At 33.8% G+C, this 21,871-nt stretch carries 21 protein-coding genes; 15 read left to right on the forward strand and 6 right to left on the reverse strand.

Features of this window, described 5'->3' with window-relative positions; translation table 11 throughout:
• The first annotated feature begins 108 nt into the window (after positions 1–108).
• Genes ACFELY_RS05500 through terL form a run of 3 tightly spaced genes read left to right on the forward strand, consistent with a single transcriptional unit; the run spans position 109 to position 2,935 of the window.
• Positions 109–1,275, forward strand: a complete 1,167-nt coding sequence (locus ACFELY_RS05500) for a phage portal protein (protein WP_375333852.1) — start codon at positions 109–111, stop codon at positions 1,273–1,275.
• Entirely contained in the window at positions 1,272–1,535 is a 264-nt protein-coding gene (locus ACFELY_RS05505) for a hypothetical protein (RefSeq protein ID WP_341749493.1), read from the forward strand. The genes ACFELY_RS05500 and ACFELY_RS05505 overlap by 4 nt, the downstream gene beginning before the upstream one ends.
• Positions 1,532–2,935, forward strand: coding sequence for a phage terminase large subunit (terL, locus tag ACFELY_RS05510; protein ID WP_375333853.1), 1,404 nt, complete (start codon positions 1,532–1,534; stop codon positions 2,933–2,935). The genes ACFELY_RS05505 and terL overlap by 4 nt, the downstream gene beginning before the upstream one ends.
• Before the next feature lie 105 nt (positions 2,936–3,040).
• Here terL and ACFELY_RS05515 read toward each other — a convergent pair whose 3' ends face one another.
• The 4 genes from ACFELY_RS05515 to coxB form a co-directional block, all read right to left on the reverse strand.
• Entirely contained in the window at positions 3,041–3,325 is a 285-nt protein-coding gene (locus ACFELY_RS05515) for an RDD family protein (protein WP_375333854.1), read from the reverse strand.
• 181 nt (positions 3,326–3,506) lie between these two features.
• Positions 3,507–5,084, reverse strand: a complete 1,578-nt coding sequence (gene ctaD / locus ACFELY_RS05520) for a cytochrome c oxidase subunit I (RefSeq protein ID WP_375329711.1) — start codon at positions 5,082–5,084, stop codon at positions 3,507–3,509.
• A gap of 188 nt (positions 5,085–5,272) precedes the next feature.
• The gene (locus ACFELY_RS05530) at positions 5,273–5,890 is read right to left on the reverse strand and encodes a CatB-related O-acetyltransferase (protein ID WP_375333855.1); all 618 of its coding nucleotides are present in this window, start codon (positions 5,888–5,890) and stop codon (positions 5,273–5,275) included.
• 117 nt (positions 5,891–6,007) lie between these two features.
• Positions 6,008–6,955, reverse strand: coding sequence for a cytochrome c oxidase subunit II (gene coxB, locus ACFELY_RS05535; RefSeq protein ID WP_375333856.1), 948 nt, complete (start codon positions 6,953–6,955; stop codon positions 6,008–6,010).
• 174 nt (positions 6,956–7,129) lie between these two features.
• Between coxB and ACFELY_RS05540 the strand changes: the two genes are divergently transcribed.
• The 6 genes from ACFELY_RS05540 to ACFELY_RS05565 all read left to right on the forward strand — a co-directional run bounded on the left by ACFELY_RS05540 (position 7,130) and on the right by ACFELY_RS05565 (position 11,826).
• Positions 7,130–7,882, forward strand: a complete 753-nt coding sequence (locus ACFELY_RS05540) for a YebC/PmpR family DNA-binding transcriptional regulator (protein WP_375333857.1) — start codon at positions 7,130–7,132, stop codon at positions 7,880–7,882.
• A gap of 1 nt (position 7,883) precedes the next feature.
• Complete coding sequence (locus ACFELY_RS05545) at positions 7,884–8,624, forward strand: sugar phosphate nucleotidyltransferase (protein ID WP_375333858.1); 741 nt, start codon at positions 7,884–7,886, stop codon at positions 8,622–8,624.
• 3 nt (positions 8,625–8,627) lie between these two features.
• Positions 8,628–9,278 (forward strand): dienelactone hydrolase family protein, encoded by a 651-nt coding sequence (locus ACFELY_RS05550; RefSeq protein ID WP_341759069.1) that lies wholly within the window; start codon positions 8,628–8,630, stop codon positions 9,276–9,278.
• 12 nt (positions 9,279–9,290) lie between these two features.
• Entirely contained in the window at positions 9,291–10,562 is a 1,272-nt protein-coding gene (gene glyA / locus ACFELY_RS05555; protein ID WP_375333859.1) for a serine hydroxymethyltransferase, read from the forward strand.
• Positions 10,563–10,621: 59 nt separating this feature from the next.
• Positions 10,622–11,143 carry a hypothetical protein gene (locus ACFELY_RS05560; RefSeq protein ID WP_375333860.1) on the forward strand — a complete coding sequence of 174 codons (522 nt, stop codon included), beginning with the start codon at positions 10,622–10,624 and terminating at the stop codon, positions 11,141–11,143.
• Positions 11,144–11,427: 284 nt separating this feature from the next.
• Entirely contained in the window at positions 11,428–11,826 is a 399-nt protein-coding gene (locus ACFELY_RS05565) for a hypothetical protein (protein WP_375333861.1), read from the forward strand.
• Between the two features lie 192 nt (positions 11,827–12,018).
• Here ACFELY_RS05565 and ACFELY_RS05570 read toward each other — a convergent pair whose 3' ends face one another.
• Positions 12,019–14,103, reverse strand: coding sequence for a transketolase family protein (locus tag ACFELY_RS05570; protein WP_375333862.1), 2,085 nt, complete (start codon positions 14,101–14,103; stop codon positions 12,019–12,021).
• Between the two features lie 288 nt (positions 14,104–14,391).
• Here ACFELY_RS05570 and ACFELY_RS05575 point away from each other — a divergent pair, with 288 nt between their 5' ends.
• The 6 genes from ACFELY_RS05575 (at position 14,392) to ACFELY_RS05600 (ending at position 20,304) form a co-directional block, all read left to right on the forward strand.
• On the forward strand, positions 14,392–15,252 hold the full coding sequence (locus ACFELY_RS05575; protein WP_375333863.1) for a DUF1189 family protein: 861 nt from the start codon (positions 14,392–14,394) through the stop codon (positions 15,250–15,252).
• Between the two features lie 180 nt (positions 15,253–15,432).
• Positions 15,433–15,669: an AbrB/MazE/SpoVT family DNA-binding domain-containing protein gene (locus ACFELY_RS05580; RefSeq protein ID WP_375333864.1), complete on the forward strand. Its 237-nt coding sequence runs from the start codon at positions 15,433–15,435 to the stop codon at positions 15,667–15,669.
• On the forward strand, positions 15,663–15,992 hold the full coding sequence (locus tag ACFELY_RS05585) for a type II toxin-antitoxin system PemK/MazF family toxin (protein ID WP_341759077.1): 330 nt from the start codon (positions 15,663–15,665) through the stop codon (positions 15,990–15,992). The genes ACFELY_RS05580 and ACFELY_RS05585 overlap by 7 nt, the downstream gene beginning before the upstream one ends.
• An 18-nt stretch (positions 15,993–16,010) precedes the next feature.
• Entirely contained in the window at positions 16,011–16,721 is a 711-nt protein-coding gene (locus ACFELY_RS05590; RefSeq protein WP_375333865.1) for a pseudouridine synthase, read from the forward strand.
• A 4-nt stretch (positions 16,722–16,725) separates the two neighbouring features.
• A complete protein-coding gene (gene rsmD, locus ACFELY_RS05595) occupies positions 16,726–17,283 on the forward strand; it encodes a 16S rRNA (guanine(966)-N(2))-methyltransferase RsmD (protein ID WP_375333866.1) in 558 nt (185 codons plus the stop codon).
• A gap of 282 nt (positions 17,284–17,565) precedes the next feature.
• The gene (locus ACFELY_RS05600; RefSeq protein WP_375333867.1) at positions 17,566–20,304 is read left to right on the forward strand and encodes an ankyrin repeat domain-containing protein; all 2,739 of its coding nucleotides are present in this window, start codon (positions 17,566–17,568) and stop codon (positions 20,302–20,304) included.
• Between the two features lie 415 nt (positions 20,305–20,719).
• Here the strand turns inward: ACFELY_RS05600 and queA are convergent, their stop codons facing one another.
• On the reverse strand, positions 20,720–21,811 hold the full coding sequence (gene queA / locus ACFELY_RS05605; RefSeq protein WP_375333868.1) for a tRNA preQ1(34) S-adenosylmethionine ribosyltransferase-isomerase QueA: 1,092 nt from the start codon (positions 21,809–21,811) through the stop codon (positions 20,720–20,722).
• Positions 21,812–21,871 lie beyond the last annotated feature (60 nt).

Here is a 21,871-nt window from a genome sequence, read left to right on the forward strand (position 1 = left end):
AATGCAATAAAAAAAATTTAAATATTTGACAAATATTTATGCGTCAACACTTAGTGCAGCAATAAAATAATGTTATAAGTAATTACAAGAAATTTATTTTAGGTAAGTATGATAACAGAATATCTTAGAAAGGTCTTTAAAGCCAAAAATTGTAAATCTCATACATTTATTGATTTTAATAGTTTAGGGAATTCAGAATTTAGGGATGTAAAAATTGGGATAGAGGCATATCGTAAAAATGTTATAGTTTATCGATGTGTGAATTTAATAGCCCAGTCAGCAAGTCATGTCCCTTGGATAGTTAGTAAAAACAATCGAGGGGCTTTTGAAAAAATGCCAAATCATCCTGTTTATAATTTATTGAAAAAACCTAATCCAGAAAAAGCTGGAGCAGATTTTTTTGGTGAAGTGATAGCAAGTAAGCTGTTATATGGTAATGCTTATATTTTAGTAACATTAATAAATAATCGTCCCCGAGAAATTTACTTATTACCTGCCAATTCGACTGAATTAGTATTAGAGAGGAATTCTCCAGTAGCATATAGATATATAAATAGCAGTGGAGAAAGAATTTATCCTATTTCATCAATTGATCGAATGAGCAAGGTGTTACATTTGAAAAACTATCATCCTACCAATTGTTATTATGGATTATCTTGCCTTGATGCGGCTTCCTTGTCAATCGATCTGCATTTGCAAGCTACTAGCTGGAATAGTTCTTTACTGAGGAATGGAGCTCGTCCAAGTGGAGCATTGATAGTCAAAGAAACTAATGGTTATCTTAGTGATGAGCAGTTTGATAGGTTACACGAGCAACTTACCGAAAAATTTACCAGTAGTAATAATTCTGGTAAGCCTCTTCTTTTAGAAGGTGGACTTGACTGGCAAGAAATGAGTATTAATCCCAAGGATATGGATTTTATCGAGGCAAAAAACTCTGCAGCTAGGGAAATAGCTTTAGCTTTTGGTATTCCCCCTCAATTGTTAGGTATCAATGGTGATAATACTTATAGTAATATGCAAGAAGCTAGATTAGCTCTGTGGGAAGAGACGTTAATTCCGTTGCTTGATAAATTATCAGACGCCTTAGGTAACTGGTTGTCTCACTGGTATCAAGAGGAGATTATTATTGATTTTGATCGGGATAGTATTTCAGCATTGACCGAAAAACGAGAGAATTTATGGGCTAAAATCTCCAATGCTAGTTTTATGACTTTGAACGAGAAGATATCTCTTGTCGGTCTTAAACCAATAGATGGTGGAGATAGATTATGACAAACGATACAATTACTACATTATATGGTTTTATTGCTAAGATAGTTTCTCTGCTTGAAGATGAAATAGATGAGCTAGAATCAAAAAAATCCAAGGGGGAGATAGTAGTTAAAAAGAATATTACTGAAACGCTGAATAAATTAGTCAATTTAATTATTCAGCTAAATAAACTTAGCAAAGATGAGTATTTAAATGAAAACACCATAATGAAAGAAGAGGACAAAGAAATTATAGCTGAATTTTTGAGTAAATATCAATGACTTATCCGAAGAAGTTATTATATGCAATATTGAGGCAAGATTTTAATAGTTTCATCAATAAAGTATTTAATACCATTAATCCTGGAGTAGAATATCAAGCCAATTGGCATATTGAGCTAATTGCTGAATATTTGCAAGCAGTACAGAATGGAGATATTAAGAGGCTAATCATTAATATGCCGCCTAGGTCTCTAAAATCTGTATGTATTGGAGTAGCATGGCCAGCCTGGATATTAGGACATGATCCAACAAAAAGGATTATGTCCGCCAGCTATTCTCAAGTATTAAGTGTAAAACATTCTTTAGATTGTCGTTTGGTACTTACTTCCGATTGGTATCAGCAAATTTTTCCGAAGACTATTTTAAGTAAAAAACATAATCAAAAAAGTAAATTTCTGACAAATAATAATGGTTTTAGGTTTGCTACGTCAGTTGGTGGTTCGGCAACAGGTGAGGGGGGTGATATACTCATTATTGATGACCCACATAACCCTACTCAAATCAATTCACCCAAAATGCGTAAACGGGTGATTGAATGGTTTGAACAAACTTTTGTCACTAGGCTTAATAATAAAAATACCGGAGCAATAGTATTAGTTATGCAAAGATTACATGAAGAAGATTTAAGCGGACATTTATTGGCAAATTCCAATTGTTGGCATCATTTAAAAATTCCAGCTATGGCAAAACGAGAACAAATATTTTCAATCAATAAGTATAAATATCAATATGTTACAGGTGATATTTTGCATAGTTTTCGCGATAATCCTGATTATCTGATAAAATTAGAACAAGAAATTGGTGTGCATAATTATGCTGCTCAATATTTGCAAGAGCCAATATCTAATAATTGTATATTGTTAAATATTGAGGATATTAGTTTTTATGAAACCATACCAAAAAAATTTGATTATTTTGTGCAAAGTTGGGATACCGCCATTAAAATTTCAGAAAATGCTGATTATAGCGTTTGTACCTCTTGGGGTATTTTAGATAAGAAATATTATCTTGTATCAATGTTTAGGCAAAAAGTTACTTATCCAGAGTTAAAGGGGCAAGTAGAAAAACTAGCCAAGAAATATTGTCCTAGATATATATTAATTGAAGATAAAGCCAGTGGTCAGCAAGTTATACAAGACCTAAGATTAGATGGGATTGTTAATATAGTTGCCATAAAGCCCCGGCTTGATAAAATTACTAGATTCTCCTCAGTTTTAGCTTTATTTCAATCTACAGCCGTAGTTTTGCCAAAACAGTCGGCTTTTAATAGTATATTACTCAATGAATTGTTAAATTTCCCACATTGCAAAAATGATGATATAGTTGATTCAGTTAGTCAATTTTTGAATTTTATCAAAGAGCGATCTAACAAATCAATAGCAAGGATAAGGGGGTTTTAATTGGCGAAGTGAGGAATTGCTAACCCGACTAACATTACGCTTCATCACTAATAGACGTTAGTTTACTATGGCTAAATACTAATCGGGTTAGCTAACTACTAAACTTTATCGCCTTATCATTCTGGTGCCAAACAATATGTCATGTAGAAACACTTTTTCATTGGTACATATAATGCAAGCAATATTTGGGATTATCAATATCCCAGTACTATTTATCAATACTAATGTAATAAATCTAAACAAAGATTTAAAAAAGCTTATTCGAGTACCATTTTTGTTTATAATTTTCATGTCCAAGATATAACGGCCAGGAGTTGCTTGCATTGAAGATGACTCGAATATTGGAATATATAAGAATAGTAGTAATGTGGTTGGAAAAGTCCAATCCATAAATATTTCCGCTAAAAAAAAAAGAAATATTTGTTAAAAAAAGCCAAACAACACCCACAATTATACATACAAGACCTATAACTGTACATATTAATGTCATAATAATGTAATCAAACAATCCAGCTGCTATTCTTCGCCAAAAGCCACAATATATATGTTCACCTATCAAATTATTCCTCTATTAAATTTTAGGTAGTACGTCAAAAGTATGGAATGGTGGAGGAGAAGATACTGTCCATTCGAGAGTATTAGCCCCATCGCCCCAAGGATTATTTGGGCATTTTTTGCCATATTTCAGAGTGTAAATAACAATGAATACAAAGTAAAGAGCCGCAATAAAGGAAATAACTGCTCCGATAGATGATACCATATTCCAGCCGGCAAAAGCGTCCGGATAGTCCGGTATTCTTCTTGGCATCCCAGCTAATCCCAGAAAATGCTGAGGGAAAAATGTCAAATTAACGCCGATAAACGTAATCCAAAAATGAATTTTGCCCATCATTTCAGGATATTGTCTTCCTGACATTTTACCAAACCAATAATAGAATCCAGCAAATGCAGTAAATAAAGCCCCAAGCGACATAGTGTAGTGAAAATGTGCTACCACATAGTATGTATCATGTAAAATTCTATCGATTGCCGAATTTGATAATATTATGCCGGTAACTCCACCAATAGTAAATAACAAGATAAACCCTATGGAAAACAACATAGGGGTTTCAAAAGTAATTGATCCTCCCCACATTGTGGCAATCCAGCTAAATATTTTAATACCAGTAGGCACCGCGATAATCATTGTACCAGCGGTAAAATAGATTAATGTATTGTATGAAAGACCAACAGTAAACATATGATGAGCCCAAACTATAAAACCGACAAACCCTATAATTACCATAGCTATCACCATACCTAAATAACCAAATATCGGCTTACGAGAGAAAGTAGAAAGAACCTGACTAACTATCCCAAACCCTGGCAATATTACGATATATACTTCTGGATGACCAAAAAACCAAAATAAATGCTGAAATAATACTGGATCTCCGCCCCCTTCAGGTTTAAAGAAAGTAGTACCAAAGTTTCGATCAGTTAATAACATGGTTATTGCACCACCTAATACTGGAATTGCTAGTATCAACAAGAAGGCAGTAACCAAAATTGACCAAATAAATAGAGGCATTTCAAATAACCCCATACCATCGGTTCTCATATTAAAGATAGTAACAATCATATTGATTGAACCAAGAATAGAAGAAAGCCCTGTAATATGTAAACTTAAAATAGCCATATCGACTGCCGCCCCAGGATGTCCCACTAGAGTACTTAGAGGGGGGTAAAGCGTCCAGCCAGTACCTGCACCACCATCAACAAAAGCCGAAAGCATTAATAACATAAAAGCAGGAACAAGCAGCCAAAAACTTATATTATTTAGCCTTGGAAAAGCCATATCCGGTGCACCTATTAAAATTGGTACAAAATAATTACCAAACCCACCAAATAAAGCTGGCATAATCATGAAAAATACCATAATTATCGCATGAGCAGTAATTAATACATTATATAGTTGGTAATTTGCCCCTAATATATGCCCACCAGGCATTGCTAATTCTAGTCTAAAAATAACAGAAAATAACCCACCAATGATCCCAGCAAATATGGCAAATATAATATACATAATGCCAATATCTTTGTGATTGGTAGAGAAAATCCATCTTTTTATACCTTTAGGAGTTTGGTGATGATCTGTTGTTTGATTCATAAATTATCCTTTTATATCTTGAGATTATTATAGCAGAAAAGTCATAAAGAGTAGCATATTTCGCATAGGCGTCTACGTTTTATAGTCAATTCAGGAGAATTTGGGGCTAGGAGCGATGGAGTGACGCCTATAAGTAATAGGCGAGCGACGAGCGACAACGTCCCCAACTTCTCATCAATTGACTATACCTATTCACACTTTTTAAGTTGCTCAATATCTGCTCCTACTATGAGCTTGATATTTCTAGTAACTTTATCATAATCCCAATTCCACCATTTTATTTGTACTAACTCATTAATTATATCATCGGAGAATCTTTTTTTAATAATTCTACTAGGATTACCTGCAACGATAGAGTAAGGTGGTACATCCTTAGTAACCACTGCATATGCTCCAATAATTGCTCCGTCTCCTATTGTGACTCCCGGCATAATGACTGCATTAGTACCAAACCACACATCATTACCAACTATTGTACTCCTTCCTTTATTAAGAGTTGGCGTATAATTATTCCAACCTTCGAAAATAAAAAATGGATAAGTAGAAAAACCATCCATTGGGTGATTGACATCATCCGCAATAAAAGTCGTTCCTCTAGCAATAGTACAAAACTTACCAATAATTAATTTACACTGATAATATCCTACAACGTTATTACATTCAAAATGTTCTGGGTGATGGTTATCATGATAATAACTATAATCCCCTACTATTATGTTAGGATTGTGAATAAAATGTTTTAAAAATATAATTTCTTTAACATGTTTTGGGTAAATATGTGGATAAAGATTATTATGGCTTACCATATGGCTCTTGTTCATTTAGTTAATGTTATCCTTGCTCGACTTAGTGTCACCCCTGCGTAAGCAGGGGTCTTAGATTCCGCACCGAAACGAAAATGACAATTTATTGCTTCGTCGTCCTCATGGTTTCATCGCAATAACGTTTGTCTTTACTTTCATAGAAAATTTTGTTTTTGCCGCAATCAACCAATCTTGAAATTCTTCTTTGCTTACTACTTCAATGGCAATAGGCATAAAGCCGTGATTAACACCACAAAGCTCTGAACACTGACCATAATACACACCTTTTTTACTAATTTTAGTCCAGGTTTCGTTAACTCTGCCAGGCACAGCATCGAGCTTTATACCTAATGCTGGTACTGCAAAACTATGTATAACATCCCCTGCAGTAATTAAAAATTTTACGGTAGTATTTTCTGGTATAATAATACGATTATCAACTTCTAATAATCTTTTTTGACCAGGTTTTAAATTTTCATCAGTAATTAAACAACTATCAAATTCCATATTATCATGATCAGGGTAGATATAGTGCCAATACCACTGATATCCTACAACTTTAACCGTCATGTCTATTTCAGGAATATCTTCTGCAATACGTGCAACACGAAATGATGGTACAGCAATAATAATTAAAATAACTATAGGAATTATCGTCCAAATAATTTCAACCAATATATTATCAGAAAATTTTGCTGGAATAGGATTGGCTTTGGCATTAAATCTGATGCAAACATAAATTAATAAAACAATGATAAAAGCAACTATTCCTCCTGATATGAGCAGTAGGAAATTATGAAACTCCTGAAGCTCTTCCATAAGATGACTGGCTGGAGTCTGTAACAGCATTTGCCATGCCTGAGGTTCTGATGCTAGGCAATCGTGAGCAAATAAGAGATATAAAATTAGACTTGCTACATAAGTCAATCTAGTTGATGATTTTGTCGTCGAAACTCGCCTTCGCTCCTCATGTACGTTTATGTACACTGCGGTACTCGGCTTCGTTTCTCCTAAAAATCCTTCAACTATTTTTGACTTATGCAGCAAGTCTATTATAAATTTTTTCATAAATAGTACTTAGTGGACTCAATTCTATATGTTATAGTTAGACAATATAAGACGATATACAGTTTTATTAAAGTAAAAAATAAAGTATAGTGAAAAAACTTGAGGAATTTACTATTGACTTTAAATTGCCTTCTGATACATTCGGCTTACTCAATAATGATTTAAGATTACAACATGGCAGGTCATTCAAAATTTAAAAATATCCAGCATCGAAAAGGTGCACAAGATAAAAAAAGGGCAAAAATTTTTACTAAGTTAGTTAGAGAAATTATTACTGCTGCTAAATTAGGGGCTGATATAAGTAATAATCCACGGTTGCGGAGTAGCATGGCTGCCGCTCGGAGTCAAAATTTGCCAAAGGATCGAATAGATAAGGCAATAAGTGCGGCAAGTGATTCGAATAACAACGAAAATTATACCGAAATTAGATATGAGGGCTTTGCTCCCGGTGGAATTGCAATAATAATAGAGGCTTTAACTGATAATAAAAATCGTACGGCTGCGGAGATTAGGGCGGCTTTTAGCAAATTTGGTGGCAATTTAGGTGAAACGGGCAGTGTCAGCTATATGTTTGATCATCTCGGAGTAGTACAATATCCGGCAAATTTAGCCACAGCAGAAGCTATGTTTGAAAGTAGCCTAGAGGCTGGAGCAAAAGATATGATTTCTGAAGAAGATACATATTTAATCTATACAGATATTGAGAACTTTGTGCAAGCTCTTGAATTTCTGACCAGTAAATATGGACATCCTGAAGAATCTTACATAGGTTGGGTGCCTAAAAATACCATAATTATAGAAGAGAATGATAAAGCCGAGAAGTTGTTAAAATTAGTAGATATTTTAGAAGAAAGTGATGATGTGCAAAAAGTTTTTGGTAATTATGAATTATCTGATGCAATTTATGAAACTATGAAGGACGTTTAATATGGATTGCCAAGTTATTGTTCTAGCTGCAGGTAATGGTAGAAGAATGGAATCTACCTTACCAAAAGTAATGCATAAAGTTGGTGGTAAATCGATGCTTGATAGGGTAATAACCAATGCCCAACAAGTTAGCAATGAAGTTATCTTAGTCCACTCCTGGCAATTAGAAAAACATATTGCTTGTTATAAAGATAGCTGTAAATTTGTTTTACAGCCAGAACCTCTTGGTACTGCTCATGCGGTATATAGTGCTTTGGACTTAATTGATGACAATAAAATTATAGCCGTACTTTATGGAGATAATCCTTTAATTACGCCAGAGATTATTAATGATTTACTAAAACATCTAGTTTCGACAAATTCTGCCATAACAACCTTGTGCTTTGAGCGAGATAATCCTGGGCAATATGGGCGAATAGTTACTGATAAACTAGGAAATTTTTTGAAAATTGTTGAATTTAAACAAGCAACGAGTGAAGAATTAGCTATAACAACTTGTAATTCTGGTATTATGGCTTTTGCCAATGGTATATTAAAAAAATATTTACCTACTATTTTTTTAAAGAATCCTGACAAATCAAAAGAGTTGTATTTAACGGAACTGGTAAAAATCGTTAAGGATAATGGCGAAAAAGTATCGTATTTGCTATCCGCCAACCACGACATAGTGGTTGGAGTAAATACTAAACAAGAGCTAGAAGAAGCTAATAGAACTATTGCTAAGTTAACTATAGGAACTTAAAAAATGACTAAAAATGAAATATTATCTTACCCAGAAGTAAAAAGTTTGAGCAGTGAATGTAAAAAACTTGTAGTATTATTACATGGGCTTGGTTCAGATGGCGATGATTTAATAGGATTAGTTCCTTTTATGTCTAAAGAATTACCCGATTGTCACTTTATTGCCCCACATGGCGTTGAAAAATTTGATAGTGCACCTTATGGTCGACAATGGTTTAGTTTAAATAACCGTAACCCTGATTATGTTAGGGAATTAGTTGCTAAAAATACTGGCTTAGTTACTGACATAATCCAAAAGAAACAAGCAGAATTAAATTTAACTAATAAAGATACTATCCTAATTGGCTTTTCGCAAGGTACCATGATGGGGTTATATTTGAATTTTATACAAAAAGAACCTTTTGATTCTATGGTAGGGTTTTCTGGCAGATTAATTGCCCCACAAGAATGTATCAATAAAACTACACCAGTTTGCGTGATACATGGCGAATTAGACGATGTGGTTGATGTAAGTAGTATGGATGAAACAGTAGAATATCTAGAGAAATATGATATTCCTTATAGTAAATACAAAATACCAAATCTTACACATTCTATTGATGATAGGGGGATACAGTTTGCTGTCAAGTTTATAAAAACACACCTCATTAAATAGTAGGTCCAATCAATGAATATGTTTACCAATAAATTATCTGAAACAGATAACGAAATATACCAAATTATCAATGGTGAGAAGAAGCGTCAGCATGATTTTATTGAATTGATTGCTTCTGAGAATTTTGTAAGCCCGGCGGTATTAGAGGCACAAGGTTCAATTCTGACCAATAAATATGCTGAAGGATATCCGGGAAAACGTTATTATAACGGTTGTAATGAGGTTGATAAGGCTGAGCTTTTGGCTATAGAGCGGGTAAAAACACTATTTAATTGTAAATATGCTAACGTTCAGCCTCATTCCGGATCTCAGGCTAATCAGGCAGTATTTTTAACTCTATTAAAACCACATGACACCATACTTGGTATGTCGCTAGATACAGGTGGGCATTTGACGCATGGTGCTCCGCCTAACTTATCTGGCAAATGGTTTAACTCAGTGTTCTATTCTGTAAATAAGGAGAGTTATCTAATTGATTATGCCCAAATAGAGCAATTGGCAGTTCAGCATAAGCCAAAATTGATTATAGCTGGCTATTCTGCTCATTCACGTCAATTAGATTTTGCTAAATTTAGGGAAATTGCTGATAGAGTAGGGGCGTATTTAGTAGCAGACATTGCCCATATTGCTGGACTGGTTGCGGTAGGTGAACATCCAAGTCCTTTGCCTTATGCTCACGTTGTGACTTCTACTACTCATAAAACTCTGCGTGGTCCACGTGGTGGTCTTATTCTGTCAAATGATGAGGAATTGGGTAAGAAGATAAATCTTGCTTTATTCCCTGGGTTACAGGGTGGTCCATTAATGCATATTGTTGCAGCAAAAGCAGTAGCATTTTTGGAATGTTTACAGCCAGAATATCACCTTTATATAAAACAGGTTATCAACAACGCCAAGGCTCTTGCTAATAGTTTGATGGCAAGAGGCTATGATATTTTAACTAATGGTACTGATAATCATATAGTATTAGTGGACTTAAGAAAATATGGTATAACTGGTAAGGTGGCAGCAGATTCGCTTGAAAGAGCCGGTATAACTTGCAATAAAAATGCGATACCGTTTGATGCCACTTCACCATTTATTACTTCTGGTATTAGGCTCGGCACTCCAGCATGCACCACTAGAGGATTCAAAGAACAAGAGTTTATAGAAGTTGGTAATATGATTAGCGATGTATTAGATGGCTTAAAAACTATGCAAGACAATAGTGATTGTGAGACAAAAACTTTCCAACAAGTTAAAAAATTAGTAGATAATTTCCTAGTTTACGTTTATAAACCATAAGTTAACAGGCTATAAGAAATTATTGCTATCCGTTATAACGTTTTAAAAAGGTAAAGTTTATGAAGTTATCTGATATACAAGCTCCCAATGATAACTCAAGTTCTATAGAGTTGCAAGCCATTTCGAGTATAAATAATAATGCAGTTGAGCCAACTAAAAGAGCGTTTTCTCTTGAAGAACTAAGTTCAACTAAAATTGAGCCAACTAAAAGAGCATTTTCTCTTGAAGAACTAAGTTTAGCTAAAATTGAGCTAACTAAAAGAGCATTTTCTCTTAAAGAACCAAGTTCAACTAAAATAGCTAAACTAGCTGAATCTATAGAAAAAACACCTAAAGATATAACATTAGAAGAAGGCTCAGCAGCATTAGTAGAAGCAATCGGATGCTGCACAGGAATATTTATGTTTTTAAAGCGTATTTTTACTCATGATATTCCCAATCCTAGTGATGATTGTTTTGTTGATTCTAGTGATTTTTTTATTAATCTTGATGGAGCTTTTTCTTCCCCTTGTGTAGTTAATCCTGGTTATATTGATCACCAGGACGCTATTAGTTTAGCAGGAGCTGAAGTGCAATCGTAGGTGAAATTAACTGAATTGTGAGCGTTCACGGTTTTTTTGCTATTTTTTATGATGAATAAAAAATCTGCTTGCCCAACATCTATTAGCGAGGAGCGGCTTTGTGGTGATGTGGCAATCCAAAATTAGAAATGTATTGCCACGCCACCTACGGTGGCTCGCAATGACGATTTTCTACTTTATTTTCTTAAACTGACGCTTATGCTTCAGTGCGGGATATAGATTCCCGCCTACGCGGGAATGACAATTTACAATCCGTTACAATAGTTTTAAAACAGGTAAAGTTTATGAAGCGGAAGATATTTAAGAGTAAATCTAACTCTAATATACAAGCTCTCAATAAGAACCAACATTACATTGAGTCGCAAGACCCTCCAAGTAAAAAATCAGTATCTTTCAACCCACTTGTAACTACAATTAACTATGTAAAAGAAACATATGAAGAAGAAACGGATGAAGAAATTGTAGCAGTACCAGTAGTACAAGCAAAACCAATCGGATTGCGTACAAAAGTTTTGGACTCCTTGAAAGATATTTTTACTCGAACTAATCATAATGATGGTTATTCTTCTGTTAATCATGGTTATTCTGCTAACCATGATGAAGTTAATTCTTACCCCAATACAGTTAATCTTGATGTCAGCGACACTGTTAATTTAACAGGAGCTGAAAGTACTATGATATAGCTAACCCATTAGTATTTCATAAGCGTTAGTTTAAGAAAACAATAATTGAGAAACCGTCATTGCGAGGAGACCGTAAGGTCACGAAGCAATCCAGAAAAGCTATTAGAAATAGATTGCCACGCCACCTATGGTGGCTCGCAATGACAGATAACGTCATTGCGAGAAGGCGTTAGCCGACGAAGCAATCCAATTCTAATTTTTTTGGATTCTTGCCATAATCTTTTCGGAAATATTTGATGGAGTAAGACCGAAATATGAGTATAAATCATTAGAGGGAGCTGAGAGTCCAAATTGTTCCATTCCGAAGAACATTCCGTTCTCTCCAATGATTCGATGCCAGCCAAAGCTACTTGCAGCTTCTATAGCAACTTTTAATTTGGCATTGGATAGGATATTTTGGATATAGCTAGGTTGCTGTTTAAAAAATAACTCAAAACATAACATTGAAATCACATTGGTACTAAAGCCATTTTTGCTTAGTATATCTTTTACCTCTAATGATATTGATAATTCAGAGCCGGTGGCGAAGATAGCAACATCTACTGTTTCTTGATTATTCCCTGACAGTATATACCCACCTTTAGAACATAAATTTTGCGAAATATTTCGGCTATAGTCAATTGATGAGAAGTTGGTGACGTCGTCACTCGTCGCTCGCCTATTACTTATAGGCGTAGCCCCATCGCTCCTAGCACCAAATCCTCCTGAATTAACTATAACTATTTGAGATACTGACTGTCTGGTTAAAGCAAGAACAGAAGGGCCATCTTTATTAGCTAAAGCAATTCGCCAAGATTCAACTGTTTCAAGATAGTCTGCCGGGCGTAATACCATCATATTTGGTAAGCTTCGAAAGGATGCTAGATGCTCTATTGGTTGGTGAGTAGGGCCATCTTCTCCTACCCCAATTGAATCATGGGTCATGATGTAGATCACTTGCTGCTGCATAATAGAAGAAAGCCGCATAGTTGGTTTCATATAATCAGAAAATATTAGAAAAGTAGCCCCTACGGGTAAGAAGCCTGATAATGCGAGTCCGTTCATGATAGCCCCCATAACATTTTCACGAACCCCATAATGGATGTAATTGCCAGTAAAATCATCTTTATTAATTATGTTACTAGCAGTATTTTTGATATTGTTGGATAATGATAAATCAGCTGAGCCAAAAATAATTTTATCTGATAGTTTGGTTAGATATTCTATAACTCTACCAGATGAACAACGGGTTGCTTCAGCTTTTTCTGGAATAGGGATATTATCAAGAAAAGAGCAATCTATATCAGCTTTATTGCAATAGGCTTTTTGCTCTGGAGTTATATCAGCAAACTTCTCTTGCCAATTAGTATAACTCGCTTGATTTCTTAACCAAGCTGTACCCCATATCTCTTGTAATTCCTTTGGTATAGTAAACGCCTGATCATTAAAACCTAAATTTTCTTTAAGAAGTTTAACCTCATCTTTACCAAGCGGGCAGCCATGGGCGGCATTTGAATTCACCTTGTTAATAGAGCCTTTGCCAATTAAAGTACGGCAGGCAATCAAGTATGGTTTATCAGAATTTTGTGCCTTAATTAGGCTGGCATTAATTTGCTCAAAATCATGCCCATCAATAGATTCGGTATTCCAGCCCATGGCGGCAAATTTCAGCAGATGGTTTTCAGATACAGTAAGGTTGGTAGAGCCATCGATGGAAATTTTATTATCATCAAATAAAACTATTAAGTTATTTAGGCATAAATGCCCAGCTAAAGAAGCAGCTTCATAGCTTATACCTTCCATTAGGCATCCATCTCCAATTATACAATAAATTTTGTGTGCACTAAGATCTTTGCCCAATTTTTGTTGATATTTTTTTTGGGCAATCGCCATCCCAACTGAAATACCAAACCCCTGCCCTAAAGGTCCTGTAGTAGCCTCAATAGCTTCATATGCTCCATATTCTGGATGTCCAGGAGTTTTTGAATGTAATTTTCGAAATTGTTTTAAATCTTCTAGATGAAAATTTTTATAATTTGTTAAATAATAAAAACTATACAGCAACATAGAACCGTGTCCAGCTGATAGAACCAGGCGATCACGGTCAAACCAAGTTGGATCATTAGGATTGAATTTTAGAAAATTAAATACTAACATGGTCATGACATCTGCCATACCAAGAACCATACCTGGATGCCCTGATTGAGCATATTCTATACTATCACTTGCTAAAACTCTAATACAGTTACTTAATTTAGAATATTTTTCTGAATATTTGGGGATTTTATTAAACTTCATTATAATAAATATTAATTTTGTGTTAAAAGATATTGATATAGATAACCAGATTAACATTACGCGTCATTGCGACGAGGCGTGAGCCGACGAAACATCCAATAAGTGTGGATTGCCGCGACCACTATGTGGTCTCGCAATGACAGATAAAGTCATTGCGAGGAGGCATAGCCGATGAAGCAATCCAAGAAAATGGTTAGAAATGGATTGCTTCGACTATTACATGGTCTCGCAATGACGTTAGGGGTTAATTATAAAAATTTTTTATGAATCTACATCAAAATAGATATTATGACAACAAAACTATTATCCGTTTTTTCATGGTTTAGCACGTTATTGAATCAATTGTGGTTATCAATTAGTTCAGTAAATTTTTACCAAGATGTTTATAAATCATATAAAGGATACGGGATTAAGTATATATTTGCTGTGTCTTTTATATCATCATTGATCTATTGTATTGTTATATTTAATTACTTGTTAGTCCTCACCGATTACTTTACTGAGAATCGTTTAACAAAAGGCACAATAACTATCGAATATATATTTAAACAATTACCGGAAATCTATTATGATGGTAGTAAAATTTCAGTTGATCAGGATGAACCTATATATTTACTCGATGAGAATGGCAATAAGCTTGCGGCTATAGACTCAAAAAATCAATTATCTTATGGGGAAAAACTTAAAGTTCCCGTCCTATTTAGTAGTAACAATATAACCCTTACTACAGTAGAAATAACCGATAAAAAAAAGAGTGTGTTTAATATTGGATATGCTAAATTATTTACTCCTGATCAAAAGATTCTCACTGAAGAAGTTATTAAAAAGCACTTTGCCAAAACCCTAACACAAGCACCGAAGATATTTATTTACATTTTAATGCCTATAATAATAGCTTTTCGTTTTATAACAATTTTATTTGAAAAAAGCTTTATTATTATCTTAGTATATTTGTTAACTAACTATTTTGGTCCTAAGTCCTCTTGGCAAACCTGTATTAGAATAACCTTATTTTCAAGTGGCATAGCAATTTTATTACAACCTATGATAGTTATATTTTTGCCAGAATTTAGTAGTATTATATTTTATATACAGATGTTTACTAGTTTGTTACTGCTTTTAGCAATGTTGAGGATACGAAACAAATAGGGAAGGGGGGTGGTCCAGGAAAGTGATTAGAAAGGATTGCTTCGACCATTACATGGTCTTGCAGTGACGTCTGGGAATCGTTGGCTACGCTTCCTCGCAATGACATTAAAGAATTTTTAACTTGCAGGATGTAGGTTTATTGTGTATACTTGTTTATACAATAAAAATGTTAATGATATTATGCAAACTCAAATTCAAAAATGGGGAAATAGCTTGGGGATTAGAATTCCTAAAAATCTAGCTGATAAGTTACATTTCCAACAAGGTGCATTTGTTAATTTAGAAATAGCTGATAACCATTTGATTATCACTACAAAAATATCAGAATTAGATATATTATTGGATAATATTACAGATTTTAACTGTCATCATGAAATATTAAATGATGACATTGTTGTAGGTAATGAATTGTGGTAACATTCATACCTGAAAGAGGTGATGTAGTTTGGATTAATTTTGAACCTCAAAAAGGTAGAGAGATTCAAAAAACACGACCAGCTGTAGTTCTTAGTCCTTACAAATATAACCTTAAGAGTGGTCTTGCTCTATTTGTACCTATTACTAGTCAAATTAAGGGCTATCCCTTTGAAGTAATGATAAACTTTGAACAAATAAAGGGAGCGGTATTATGCGATCAAGCACGATCTATGGATTGGAGAATCCGTATAGCAACTAAGATTCTTACATTAGACAAAATACTCATAAATGTTATATTATCAAAATTAAGACTATTGTTGTAGTTATTTGGAAGTGGATTTTTGAAACAGGATAGTACACAAAGGTTGGCAAAGGCGATTAGTAATGCAGGGATATGTTCAAGGCGTGCTGCAGAGCTGCTTATCAAAAATAGTGAAGTAAAGGTAAATGGCGTGATTATCGATTCACCTGCCACCATGGTTGATAATACTAGCCTTATTGAAGTATCAGGAAAAGTAATAGAACAACAAACTCCACGTTTATGGGTATATTATAAACCTGTCGGCTTAATTACCTCGCATAAAGATAATTATGGTAGAGAAACTGTCTTTGAAAATTTGGCATTACAGAATATGCCTAGGGTAATTTCAATCGGGCGATTAGACCTCAATAGTGAAGGATTACTATTACTTACCAATAATGGTGACTTAGCAAGGAAGTTTGAGTTACCATCAAGTAAACTTGAACGTATATATAGAGTCAGAGCACACGGTAACCCAAGCTCATTGCTTAAAAATTATAAGAATATAGAGATTGATCAAATACGTTATGATCCTAAATTAATTAAATTAATAAAATCAGGAAAAACTAATTGTTGGTTTGAAGTAATTTTAACTGAAGGAAAAAATCGTGAAATTAGGAAGATATTTGAATATTTTGGTCTAAGTGTTAACCGATTAATTAGAATTAGTTATGGGGGGTTTATATTAGGTGATTTGCAACCAAATCAGTATAAAGAACTGCCTCTTGAGAAATTTAAGAAATTTTTATGATTTTATGATACGAATTATCGCCGGTAAACATAAAAACCGGATAATACCCACCTTAAAAAATTCTAATTATCGTCCTTCCACCGGCAAAATTCGAGAAGCGATTTTTAGTATATTAACTTCAGGAGAATTTAGTGATGGTAGGTTATTTACCAAGGAGTCTAAGGTTCTCGATTTATTTGCCGGCACTGGTAGCCTAGCTTTTGAAAGTTGTTCTAGAAGGGCAGGGGATATTACAGTAATTGATATAAATGCTGATTATTTGCGGGCAGCAAAAGCATTTGCTAGTAAAATAGGTGAAATGGATAAAATGACTTTCCTAAATATCAATGCTACAGCTTTGCCAAAATGTAAAAACAGCTTTGATCTAATTTTTATTGATCCACCATACTATCAAAATCTTGTATCAAAGGCAGTAAATGCTTTGAAAAAAAGTCAATGGTTAAAAGATGGAACAATTATTGTCGTTGAATTTGCTAAAAATGAGCATCTTACAGACGATTCTTTAGAAATGGTTAAAGAGAAAATATATGGTGATAGTAAATTGCTTATTTTACGTTCCTAGCTTAAACTTACTTGTATACAATAGTTCTATAATAATTATTATGGAAAATAAGGTTAATATATGGTTAATATTATTAAAAATTTTTAAAAAATAATATCTTTGTTATTAGTGGCACTAAATTTTATGGTATATTATCTTTAGTGTCATCCTGCTTCGGTGAGTAAAAAAGCTGACTGCATGGATTGCTTTGTCGGCTTATGCCTCATCGCAATGACGTTTTTATCAAGAACTCGCGGAAATGACAATAGTGGGTGGAAATGAATAATATAAATAGTGGTTCTTATGGGAAAAATTACAACAACAAAAGAAGAATTAGATTTTTACAAATCAGATAAAGCCTTTCTAAATCAAGCTTTTAGAAATTCTATTATAGCTCAGGACTTTACAGCACTTGAATTATTATTTAAGTTAACTAACTTAAAATCTTGTTTAAAAATAAGCTCCAAGGAATTATTTTATGAATTAGTTCCATTAGTCGAAGATGATAACAATGTAAATATAATAGAACTAATAATTAATGAGTTCAAGGTTGATCTCAGAGAACAAAAAGATTCAGCAGCTAAAGCAACTTTACTTGATCAAGCTGCTATCTATGGATCTGAAAAAATTGTCAGTTTTCTACTTAGCAAAGGATTTAATCCTAATAATCAAGATTTTCAAGGACAAACTTCAGTACATAGAGCAATAATTGCTAATAGTTTGCCAACTGTTATTACACTCATTAAAGCTAAAGCAGATTTAAATGTTCAAGATAATCAAAAATTTGCGTCTCTTTATTTCGCACGTTTACTTGAATATACTCCAATAGTCAACGAATTAAAAGCAGCCGGAGCAGAGCTAATTGCTCCAAGTGGTAAATTCTATAATTATGTAGCATTCGCCAAAGAGGTATTGAAGAACAAGGGAAAAGTAACAGCTAAACTTGTAGAACCGCAACCAGAGGAAGATAAAATCTTAGGCTTTTACAAAGGAATGGCAGATTTTTATAAAGCTATTTTATCAGAAAAAAATAACGAAAAATATTTTGTAGGTGCGATCGATGGTATAAAAAGCTTCCTTGAGCAATTAGCAAAACCTTCTGAGAAGATGTCATCTGATGAAATGCCATATGTCATTAACAGCTTAGAAACGTTAATTAGATTATATAAGCACTATCAATATCAAGAGAGTGCTGAATTGCAAAAATATATAATAGATAAAGCTACAACCTTGGAGTTATCTACTATTCTGACAGTATTATATAATATAATGTGTATAGAGTGCTTAGGAGTAGCAGATGACAATAATACCATTAAATATGCTGAATATGCCCATAATTATCTAATTAAGAGTTTCAAAAAACTACCAGCTGGAACATATAATGAATCGTTATATGAGATATTATTTAATCTAGGATTAGCGTGGAAACATTCTGATATAGCAAAGTCTTTAGAGTATTTTTCTCAGGCGGAAAAATTAACGCCAGATGATCAAGGGGCAATAATGGAACAATTAAACCATTATATTAATAATGGTGATATTTACAATATTTCAAGGCAAATAGCAAAAATTAAAGATAGTGCTATTAGAGAGTTGTATCAAATAATGCTTAATATTGTTGGGTCTGCACCAAATTTTTCTATTTTAACAGCATTAGAAAACCATGCAAAGACGTTAACAGATCCAGCACTGCAAAATTTATCTACAATAATGCTGCAATTTGCATCTAAGCAAGATGCTTCCCTTGCAGAATTAGGTACGTTTTTTCAGAATAATACACATCAGAACGATTATTTAGCGATTTATAAAGAAATATGGATAAAATTCTTTTTACAACATAAGGAATTTAACAAAGCCATTGAGTGTTGCAATGAAATCACTATTTGTTGTACAAAGGAGCTTAATATACCAATTAAATTATTTAAAATATTAAAAATTTGTAAAGAAGCTGGGTTATGGCAAGAAGGGTTAGAATTTATTAACCAGCAGTACAAACAATATCCTGAAATTTTAGGACATCATACTTTCCCTCTTCTTAAATATCTAGAATTTATATTTTATAAACAGAATGGTTTGGAAGAAAAATCTGAACCCTGCTTACAGTTTCTAAAAGAGAATGCTAGCTTAGGCGATAGGTCTGCTCTGTTACTATCCTCTGCTCAAGATTTTGCTTTTTATATAGCTGTAGAAAAAGAGGATTTTAACACAGCCATGTGTTATTTAAATAACGCAACTAGTTTAGATTCATCAACTATAGCCAAAATAAAGATACTTAGTTCATTACTAGCAAGACTTCAAAAAGAGCAGGAACAAGTCCCCCTACCCCTAGCCCAGGCTGCTACCATAGAGACTACAGAAGAGAATAATATTGTTTCAATCGACTTGATGGATACTGACGAGTTAAATGAGTTTATTGCTAATCTTACTCCTAGGTCAATACATGCTTATTTTCAATACCAGAAAAAAGCTTTACTTAAAAAGTCATTAGACACTACTGCTACTAAAGAACAGCCAGCTAATTGGAATACTGGTAAAGATACTTACGTCTCTAATCAACAAGATATTTATTCTGTAGAAGATAAACCAAATTTCTATGTGATGGTTGATCGAAAGTTGAAAGAGAAAATGGATACTCAACTACTTGAAAATTTTAATAATGCCTTATTAAAAGGATTAATTGATAAAGACCATAAGAGTAATGGGATAAAAATTATACCCAACATACTGATAGAGCTTAAAATTACTGGTGATGAGCGATTATATACATATGAGATTTATAAAAATCCTCAAGGCAAATACTTAATTTATTTTAACAAGCAAGGTAATCATAATGATGTAAAGAATGCGGTAAAACTAAGCAAAGGTTTAAAAATTATTGAAACAGATGAAATATCTTATTTCTCTTCTCTTCCAAAAGAGCCTGAATGTAGCACTGATACACAAAACTTAGATTTGGAGGAGATGAAAACATTAGTACTGCATTTACAAGAAGAGGAGAAGATGAAAACATTAGGGGATTCTGGTAATAATGATGCCGATTAATATTATAATTCTATTCTCAAATTTTGATTGACATGCTACAAATTAATTTGTCATTCCGAGTACTCTTGTCATTCCCGCGTAGGCGGGAATCTAGTATAAACCCCTGCCTACTACATTTGTAGTTTAGATGTGAGCATTCACGATTTTTTTGTGATGAATAAAAAAACCTGATCACCAAGCGTCATTGCGAGGAGACCGTAAGGTCAACGAAGCAATCCATTTCTAATCACTTTCCTGGATTGCTCCGTCGGTCTGGCAACCTCCTCGCAATGACATCTTATACTTTAACCTTTTTTCCGTGAACACTCACATTCAATCTACAACTGTAGTACTACGCAGGGGTGACATAAAGTTGAGATGACATAGAACAGAATTGCTTCGTCGGCTCAAGGCTCCTCGCAATGAAGGTTGAGGCTCAAGGCTCCTCACAATGACAGTGCTGATAAAGAAGCGTTGCATCACCATAACTAAAAAATCGCATTTTTTGATCTATAGCATATTTGTAGATATTAGTTATTTCCTGATAGCCAGCAAATGCACAGACTAACATGAATAATGTAGATTTTGGCAAATGAAAATTGGTAACTAACATATCGACAATTTGAAATTTAAATCCTGGTCTAATAAAAATGGCTGTTTCAAATTCACCATTTGTTATTTGCCCATTATTTGCTATGGCGTTACTTTCTAATGCTCGTAAGGTGGTAGTGCCGACGGCTATTATTCGTCTATTTTCTTTTTTTGCCTTATTAATCATATCTTCAGTTTTTTTATCTATATGATAATACTCTGAATGCATTTGATGTTGATCAATATCTTCAGTTTTAACTGGTAGGAACGTCCCTGCCCCAACATGCAAGGTAATAAAGGCAGTTTCAATATTTTTTGCTTTAACTAATGCCAACAATTGTTCGGAGAAATGTAGCCCTGCAGTTGGGGAGGCTACTGCTCCATGGTTCTTGCTATAAACTGTTTGATATCTATTATAGTCAAATTCTTCTGAATTGCCTATATCATCCTCTAAATTAGCGTCCTTTGGTAAACTTTCTCCCCTTTTGATATAAGGAGGTAGTGGGATTTCACCATATTTCTCTAAAAACTCAAAAATTGAGATATTATCTAGAGCAAAAGCCACCTCAACTTGTCCCATTCCAAGCTTTTTACTTATAATAATCTTATTACCAGCAAACTCAAACTGATCTTCAATGGCAAGTCTTTTTGATGGCTTGGCAAAACCATGCCAATAATTATCACTTATTGCCTTGTTTAGGTATAATTCGATCTTTTTACCAGATTTATTCAGTAGCAATTTAGCGTTAATAACTTTCGTGTCATTAAATACCATTAAATCACCAGGGCATAGATAGTCGATTATATCATGAAACTTGGTCTGCACTAAGTGATTATTTGGGGCAGCTACCAATAAATTAGACTCATCTCGTTTTTTTGCTGGGTTCTGGGCTATTAATTCATTCGGTAAAGTAAAATCAAAATCAGATAATTTCATTAGTTCTCCTGCAAAACTTTACGTCATTGCGAGAAGGCGTAGCCGACGAAGCAATCCATT

Origin of the sequence: Candidatus Tisiphia endosymbiont of Xenochironomus xenolabis, assembly GCF_964264705.1 — a bacterium.
Classification (GTDB): Bacteria; Pseudomonadota; Alphaproteobacteria; order Rickettsiales; family Rickettsiaceae; genus Tisiphia.

What these genes read in the sequence shown, in the direction of transcription:
- ACFELY_RS05580 (WP_375333864.1), top strand. Translation starts at nt 15,433, where the DNA reads ATGCAAACTCAAATTCAAAAATGGGGAAATAGCTTGGGGATTAGAATT.
- queA (WP_375333868.1), bottom strand. Translation starts at nt 21,811, where the DNA reads ATGAAATTATCTGATTTTGATTTTACTTTACCGAATGAATTAATAGCC.
- ACFELY_RS05560 (WP_375333860.1), top strand. Translation starts at nt 10,622, where the DNA reads ATGAAGTTATCTGATATACAAGCTCCCAATGATAACTCAAGTTCTATA.
- ACFELY_RS05550 (WP_341759069.1), top strand. Translation starts at nt 8,628, where the DNA reads ATGACTAAAAATGAAATATTATCTTACCCAGAAGTAAAAAGTTTGAGC.
- ACFELY_RS05570 (WP_375333862.1), bottom strand. Translation starts at nt 14,103, where the DNA reads ATGAAGTTTAATAAAATCCCCAAATATTCAGAAAAATATTCTAAATTA.
- terL (WP_375333853.1), top strand. Translation starts at nt 1,532, where the DNA reads ATGACTTATCCGAAGAAGTTATTATATGCAATATTGAGGCAAGATTTT.
- ACFELY_RS05565 (WP_375333861.1), top strand. Translation starts at nt 11,428, where the DNA reads ATGAAGCGGAAGATATTTAAGAGTAAATCTAACTCTAATATACAAGCT.
- ACFELY_RS05545 (WP_375333858.1), top strand. Translation starts at nt 7,884, where the DNA reads ATGGATTGCCAAGTTATTGTTCTAGCTGCAGGTAATGGTAGAAGAATG.
- ACFELY_RS05505 (WP_341749493.1), top strand. Translation starts at nt 1,272, where the DNA reads ATGACAAACGATACAATTACTACATTATATGGTTTTATTGCTAAGATA.
- ACFELY_RS05500 (WP_375333852.1), top strand. Translation starts at nt 109, where the DNA reads ATGATAACAGAATATCTTAGAAAGGTCTTTAAAGCCAAAAATTGTAAA.
- ACFELY_RS05600 (WP_375333867.1), top strand. Translation starts at nt 17,566, where the DNA reads ATGGGAAAAATTACAACAACAAAAGAAGAATTAGATTTTTACAAATCA.
- rsmD (WP_375333866.1), top strand. Translation starts at nt 16,726, where the DNA reads ATGATACGAATTATCGCCGGTAAACATAAAAACCGGATAATACCCACC.
- ACFELY_RS05515 (WP_375333854.1), bottom strand. Translation starts at nt 3,325, where the DNA reads ATGGATTGGACTTTTCCAACCACATTACTACTATTCTTATATATTCCA.
- coxB (WP_375333856.1), bottom strand. Translation starts at nt 6,955, where the DNA reads ATGAAAAAATTTATAATAGACTTGCTGCATAAGTCAAAAATAGTTGAA.
- ACFELY_RS05540 (WP_375333857.1), top strand. Translation starts at nt 7,130, where the DNA reads ATGGCAGGTCATTCAAAATTTAAAAATATCCAGCATCGAAAAGGTGCA.
- glyA (WP_375333859.1), top strand. Translation starts at nt 9,291, where the DNA reads ATGAATATGTTTACCAATAAATTATCTGAAACAGATAACGAAATATAC.
- ACFELY_RS05530 (WP_375333855.1), bottom strand. Translation starts at nt 5,890, where the DNA reads ATGGTAAGCCATAATAATCTTTATCCACATATTTACCCAAAACATGTT.
- ACFELY_RS05575 (WP_375333863.1), top strand. Translation starts at nt 14,392, where the DNA reads ATGACAACAAAACTATTATCCGTTTTTTCATGGTTTAGCACGTTATTG.
- ctaD (WP_375329711.1), bottom strand. Translation starts at nt 5,084, where the DNA reads ATGAATCAAACAACAGATCATCACCAAACTCCTAAAGGTATAAAAAGA.